This window comes from Barnesiella sp. CU968, from assembly GCF_905219685.1.
In the GTDB taxonomy this organism is placed as follows: domain Bacteria; phylum Bacteroidota; class Bacteroidia; order Bacteroidales; family Muribaculaceae; genus Lepagella; species Lepagella muris_A.
In genome coordinates this window covers 1-6,588 of the sequence record NZ_CAJMXD010000157.1, presented here as the reverse complement: position 1 = coordinate 6,588, position 6,588 = coordinate 1, and the positions used below count along the sequence as shown (strand labels likewise).

Genomic DNA, 6,588 nt, shown 5'->3' with positions numbered 1-6,588 from the left:
GACTGGTGCAATTATTTCAATGGTCTGCGCAGGGAGGCACGTGCCGGAGAAATCTCCGGAATATGGCGCATGTTATAGATTTTTGAATTCCACGGAGAGTAGGATTTCTTCATTCTCTTGATTGTTAGGATCGTGTCCTCTATGTCGTGACCTTGTCCGAAGTGTTCGGCAAGAGCCATGCCGATAGCCGCGATAACCTCACCTGAATCCAGTTCCTCATGATGATCCTCTGATGTTTCAGGTGTCACGCCATGCGCCTTGCGTTTCTTGCTGCTCATCACAGCAGTAGAAATCTTTCCGAAGCAAAGGAAAAGAATGCTGAGAATGACAAGCGCGGAAAGCACGATGCACATTGCGATAATTGTTATCGCTCCGCCGCTGCTGTCGTTTTCCGCCGCGTTGCGTGCTTTTTCAGCCTGTATTGCCTTGCGCGTAGCCTCGCTCATCTGCACGGTGTTCACCTCTTTGGAGTCGACCCAGTCGCCCTCTGCCTCAGTTTGTTCACCTTGAGTGGAGACTTCTGTATATTCTTGCTGCGGATTAGCGGAAACTGCCGCGGCGACAGGAGTCGCCGCGAGCATAAGACCGCAAAATGCCGCACTCAAAATATATTTCTTTAACATTTTGGTGCTGTTTTATTATAAAGGAATATTGCCGTGTTTCTTGGCAGGATTAGTCTGTTTCTTTGTGGCGAGCATGTTGAGAGCCTTGATCACGCGGAAACGGGTGTTGCGCGGTTCGATGACATCATCGATATAACCGTATTTCGCCGCATTGTAGGGATTAGCGAAGAGCTCACGATATTCTTCCTCTTTCTCTTTGATGAATTCTGCCGGATTTTCGTGAGTCTTTGCCTCTTTGGCATAAAGCACGCCTACCGCACCTTCGGCACCCATTACTGCGATTTCAGCAGAGGGCCAAGCGTAGTTCACGTCACCTCTGAGCTGTTTGCAACTCATGACGATATGGCTTCCGCCGTAGCTCTTGCGTAATGTGACAGTTACTTTAGGCACTGTAGCTTCTCCGTATGCATAAAGGAGTTTTGCACCATGGAGAATCACACCGTTGTATTCCTGACCGGTACCGGGGAGGAATCCGGGCACGTCAACGAGTGTCACCAACGGAATATTGAATGCATCGCAGAATCTTACGAAGCGTGCAGCCTTGCGTGAAGCGTTGGAATCAAGCACACCGGCAAGAACTTTCGGCTGGTTTGCCACGATACCGACAGTCTGACCGTTGAAACGAGCGAAACCGATGATGATGTTCTTGGCATAATCCCTCTGGATCTCAAGGAATTCACCGTTGTCAACAATGGCACCGATCACGTCATACATGTCGTAGCTGCGTTTTGCGCTGTCGGGTATGATTTCGTTGAGTTTGTCTTCCAGACGGTCGATCGGGTCAGTGCAAGCCACAAGGGGAGTTTCCTCAAGGTTATTCTGGGGAATGTAGCTCAGAAGCTTGCGCACAATTGCAATCGCCTCTTCCTCTGATTCCGCTGCGAAGTGAGTCACGCCGCTCTTGGTAGAGTGAACCGATGCGCCTCCGAGGTCTTCCTGAGAAACGTCTTCTCCTGTTACAGTCTTGACAACCGTAGGACCGGTGAGGAACATGTATGACAGCCCCTTTGTCATGATAGTGAAGTCTGTGAGGGCAGGGCTGTATACCGCACCGCCGGCGCAAGGACCGAGGATAGCGGATATCTGGGGAATGACACCTGAAGCAAGGATATTGCGCTGGAATATCTCAGAGTAGCCGGCAAGGGCGTTGATACCTTCCTGAATACGGGCGCCGCCTGAGTCGTTAAGACCGATGACGGGAGCACCCATCTTCATTGCCATATCCATCACCTTACAGATTTTCTGTGCCATCGTTTCTGAAAGAGAACCGCCGAGCACGGTGAAGTCCTGTGCGAAAACATATATCAGGCGACCTTCCACTGTTCCGAAACCTGTGACGACACCGTCACCGAGCGGGTGTTTCTTGTCCATTCCGAAGTTTGTAGAACGATGCGTCACAAACATATCGAGTTCTTCAAAACTTCCCTCGTCAAGAAGCATGGCGATGCGCTCGCGGGCAGTGTATTTGCCGCGCTGATGCTGTTTTTCGATAGCTTTTTCGCCGCCGCCAAGACGAGCTTCAGCTCTTTTTGCTATAAGCTGGCTGATTTTTTCTTCCTGTTTGCTCATTATATATAGCGTTTGAAATTATTGTATTAAAGGCAAGACCCATTCCGTTGCGTCTTAAGTTGTAAGAAAAACGGAATGAGTCTTTTGTTAAGTCATTATTTATTGGGGTCTTCGCAAAGCTCAGTAAGCACAGCCTCAGTCGATTTCGGATGAAGGAATGCTATCTGAAGACCATCGGCGCCTTTGCGGGGAGCTTTGTCGATAAGCTTGATGCCCTTCTCCTCAGCCTCTGCGAGAGCCTCTGCAACGCCATCTTCAACTGCGAATGCCATATGGTGCATACCACCGCGACCGCCGTTCTTTTCGATGAATTTTGCAATCGTGCTTTCAGGGGTAGTAGCCTCAAGAAGCTCGATCTTTGTGTCTCCAACTTTAAAGAATGCTGTTGTCACTTTCTGATCTTCAACAACTTCCTGCTTGTAGCATTTGAGACCCAACACGCTTTCATAATACTTGATAGCCTCCTCCAGATTTGGAACGGCTATTCCGATGTGTTCAATGTGTGAAATTTTCATTGAAGTTTAGTATTTAGGTTAGTTTGATTGCTTTTTAATATTTGGTGCAAATATAGCAATTTTTTTTCGTGTAAATGATAAATTTTTTGTAATTTTGCAAAAACATAATTCGATTACATGGAACTAACACCGCAACTGATCGCCTCTTTGATAGACGGCAAGGTTGAAGGCGACGGGAATGTAAGGCTAACAGGCTTTGCCAAAATAGAGGAAGCTGCACCCGGTTACGTCACATTTATAGCAAATCCTAAATATTCACATTATATTTATGAGACTGAAGCCTCTGCGGTTCTGGTCTCTGATGATTTTGTAACAGAGCGTCCGGTTTCGCCGGTTTTGATCCGCGTGAAAGATCCATATGTGGCATTGGCGGATCTGATGAATGCGATGGAGAGTACGCGTCCCAAACCACAAGGGATCGAACAACCTTGTTTCATCGCAGAAGGAGTCGTTGTGCCCGATGATGCTTATATAGGAGCTTTTGCATATATAGGCAAGGGTGTGCATCTTGGCAAAGGGGTCAAGGTCTATCCTCAGTCATATATAGGCGAGAATGTGACAATAGGTGACGGAAGTGTGATTCGTGCCGGGGTGCGTATCTATCAGGATTGTGTGATAGGCAAAGGGTGTATCATACATTCGGGAGCAGTCATAGGAGCCGATGGTTTCGGATTCGCACCGCGCCCCGACGGCACATATGAAAAGATACCCCAGATCGGCAATGTTGTCATTGACGATGATGTGGAGATTGGCGCAAATACCACTGTGGACCGTGCAACATTCGGATCCACCAGAATTGGCAAGGGGACAAAACTTGACAATCTTATTCAGGTCGCCCACAATGTGGAGATCGGTACCGGTAATGTATTTGCCGCGCAAGTCGGTGTGGCAGGGTCAACCAAAATAGGCGACTTCAATCAGGTTGGCGGGCAGGTCGGTTTCGCCGGTCATATACATGTCGGGAATATGAATCAGTTCGGTGCCCAGTCCGGTATCCCGAACAATGTAGGTGACGGAAACAGACTGATAGGCTATCCTGCAGTCGGATTGCGCCAGTTCGCGAAGACCCAGGTATATCTTAAGCGTCTCGGTGAATTATTTAAAAATACGAAATAACAAAAAATAAAATGATAATACTGCGGAATAAATCCACTGACAGGATTCCTGCGGTCTGAACATATTGATTATGCAACAGCTAACACTTAACGAATCGTTTTCCGTAAAAGGGAAAGGTTTGCACTCGGGTCTGAATATCACAGCCACTTTCAATCCGGCTCCTGAAAACACAGGTTACCGTATTTGTCGTGTGGATCTTGAGGATCGGCCTGTAATTCCAGCCGTGGCTGAGAATGTAGTGGATACCCAGCGCGGCACAGTGCTGGGCAAAGGAGATGTCCGGGTTTCTACAGTAGAGCATTCTCTTGCGGCACTTTATGCGGCAGGTGTAGACAACTGTCTGATTGAGGTCGATGGTCCTGAACTGCCTATTCTTGACGGCAGTGCCATCATTTACGTCAACGAGATAGAGCGTGTAGGACTTAAAGAGCAGGCGGCTGACAAAGACTTCTACATAATAAAGGAAAAGACTCAGTTCAAAGACGAGTCCGGTTCCATGCTTACGATATATCCTGACGATGGTTTCAGTGTGGAGTGCATGGTCGAGTACAATTCTCCGGTGCTTCCCAATCAGTTCGCAGTTCTTGACGATCTTGCAGAATTCAAACAGGAAGTTGCCAGCGCAAGGACATTCGTATTTGTGCGCGAGATAGAAGGTCTTCTGAATTATAACCTTATAAAGGGAGGAGATATTGATAACGCGATTGTAATCTATGATCAGGAGATACCGCAGGAGAAGATCGATGAAATATGCGATATTGTGAAAGTGCCTCATATGCATCTCAGCAAACTCGGCTATATCAATCCAAAGCCACTTACATGGGATAATGAGCCGGCACGACATAAACTTATGGATATCATAGGGGATCTCGCTCTTATCGGCCGTCCTCTAAAGGGAAGGGTGGTTGCCATTCGTCCCGGTCATACTGTAAACAACAAGTTTACGCGCATGGTGCGCAAGGAGGTGAAGCATACGGAAGCGCAAAGTCCGCTCTACAATCCTAATGCCGCGCCGCTTATAGATGTTAACGGTATCAAGAAACTGCTTCCACACCGTTATCCCTTCCTCCTTATAGACAAAATCATAGAGATGGATCAGAAGCACTGTGTGGCTGTAAAGAATGTGACAGTCAACGAGCCGTTCTTTACAGGGCATTTCCCTCANGAACCCGTAATGCCCGGTGTGCTGCAGGTCGAGGCTATGGCTCAGGCAGCAGGTGTGCTTGTGTTGAATTATCTTGAGGATCCGGATAAGTATTCAACATATTTTCTTAAGATTGACAATGTCAAGTTCCGTCAGAAAGTTGTTCCGGGAAATACTCTAATTCTAAGTGTCGCTTTGACAACGGAGATACGTCGCGGATNCGCGATGGTTAAGGGTTATGCCTTCGTCGGAGAGAAGATAGTTTGTGAGGCGGAATTTATGGCGCAGATCATAAAAAACAAATAAGAAAAAATGGCAAATCTATATAGTGTCCATCCTGATGCAAAGATAGGGCAGAACGTATCGATAGGAAATTTCACCAACATCCATGAGGATGTCGAGATCGGAGACAATTGCGAGATTCACGGAAATGTCACAATATTTCCGGGAGCAAGAATCGGTAATAATGTAAGGATCTTCCCCGGTGCCGTAGTGTCCGGAATTCCTCAGGATCTGAAATTCAAGGGAGAGAAGACTTACGCCTATGTAGGCGATGGAACCACTCTGCGAGAGTGTGTAACCGTGAACCGAGGCACAGCGTCAAAAGGGGAGACCCGTATCGGGCAGAACTGTCTTATCATGGCATACTGCCATGTGGCGCATGATTGCCGTCTCGGCAATCGTGTGATAATGTCCAATGCCTCTCAGCTTGCCGGCGAAGTGGTTGTAGACGATGCAGCTGTGATTGGCGGCGGAAGTCTTATCCATCAGTTCTGTCATCTCGGAAGGAATATCATGCTACAGGGAGGGGCGTTGGTAAACAAAGACATTCCCCCGTTCGTAAAGGCTGCGCGTGATCCAATCTCTTATGTGGGACTCAATACAGTCGGATTGCACAGGAACGGTTTCTCTGAAGATGAAGTGCGTCATATAGCAGATATATATCGCATCTTGTATATGAGTGATCTCAATGTAACAAATGCTGTCAAACTCATAGAAGAAAAGATTCCGGCATCTGAAATACGGAATGAAATTGTTCAGTTTGTGTTACATTCTGACAGAGGAATCATACGTTCTGTAATCTGATGTCATAGCAGAATATCTTAAAATAACAGCCTCGGAATGTTATCGTCTAACGTGCATTCCGAGGCTGTAGCATATTTATACCGTTATTTGGAACGTCTATATCTTATCCGAATTTGGAAATTTTCCTGAGCTGAGGTTCGTTTATAATTTTTATTCTCCTGCCGTCAACAAGAATCAATTTCTCATTGACAAAAGACATCAACGTTCTGATTGCATTGGAAGTTGTCATGTTCGATAGATTCGCAAGATCTTCACGGCTCATGTATATCTTCAATGTCGAATCATCATCTTCGTAACCATAGTTGTCTGCGAGAAGTAGAAGAGATTCTGCAAGACGACCGCGGATATGTTTCTGAGTAAGATTGATTATCTTGGTATCGGCACCACCCAGATTGCGGGAGAGCTCATGAATAAAGAACATGGCGAGGTCATTGTTCTGGCGGACGAGATCTTCAACAATTTTCATGGGAATTATGCCTATTACAGAAGGTTCGAAAGCAGCAGCCGTCGAGACATATGGTTCGCGTGCGAAGTT

The 6,588-nt window shown here is 46.9% G+C and carries 7 protein-coding genes; 3 read left to right on the top strand and 4 right to left on the bottom strand.

From position 1 onward, the window contains the following. Positions 1 to 11: 11 nt before the first annotated feature. From JX312_RS07445 to mce, 3 genes are all read right to left on the bottom strand, one after another. Complete coding sequence (locus JX312_RS07445) at positions 12 to 623, bottom strand: OadG family protein (RefSeq protein WP_123404602.1); 612 nt, start codon at positions 621 to 623, stop codon at positions 12 to 14. Positions 624 to 638: 15 nt separating this feature from the next. After that, positions 639 to 2,192, bottom strand: coding sequence for an acyl-CoA carboxylase subunit beta (locus tag JX312_RS07440; RefSeq protein WP_204457564.1), 1,554 nt, complete (start codon positions 2,190 to 2,192; stop codon positions 639 to 641). Positions 2,193 to 2,287: 95 nt separating this feature from the next. Continuing rightward, a complete protein-coding gene (gene mce / locus JX312_RS07435) occupies positions 2,288 to 2,707 on the bottom strand; it encodes a methylmalonyl-CoA epimerase (RefSeq protein ID WP_123404606.1) in 420 nt (139 codons plus the stop codon). Between the two features lie 117 nt (positions 2,708 to 2,824). Between mce and lpxD the strand changes: the two genes are divergently transcribed. The 3 genes from lpxD to lpxA all read left to right on the top strand — a co-directional run bounded on the left by lpxD (position 2,825) and on the right by lpxA (position 6,053). After that, positions 2,825 to 3,823 (top strand): UDP-3-O-(3-hydroxymyristoyl)glucosamine N-acyltransferase, encoded by a 999-nt coding sequence (gene lpxD, locus JX312_RS07430; RefSeq protein WP_204457563.1) that lies wholly within the window; start codon positions 2,825 to 2,827, stop codon positions 3,821 to 3,823. A gap of 67 nt (positions 3,824 to 3,890) precedes the next feature. Beyond that, complete coding sequence (locus JX312_RS07425) at positions 3,891 to 5,273, top strand: bifunctional UDP-3-O-[3-hydroxymyristoyl] N-acetylglucosamine deacetylase/3-hydroxyacyl-ACP dehydratase (protein WP_204457565.1); 1,383 nt, start codon at positions 3,891 to 3,893, stop codon at positions 5,271 to 5,273. 6 nt (positions 5,274 to 5,279) lie between these two features. Continuing rightward, entirely contained in the window at positions 5,280 to 6,053 is a 774-nt protein-coding gene (lpxA, locus tag JX312_RS07420; protein WP_123404611.1) for an acyl-ACP--UDP-N-acetylglucosamine O-acyltransferase, read from the top strand. A 103-nt stretch (positions 6,054 to 6,156) separates the two neighbouring features. On the opposite strand, the gene JX312_RS07415 is transcribed toward lpxA, so the two are convergent. Next, positions 6,157 to 6,588 (bottom strand): Crp/Fnr family transcriptional regulator (locus JX312_RS07415; RefSeq protein ID WP_204457562.1); only part of this gene is annotated, 432 nt, incomplete at its 5' end.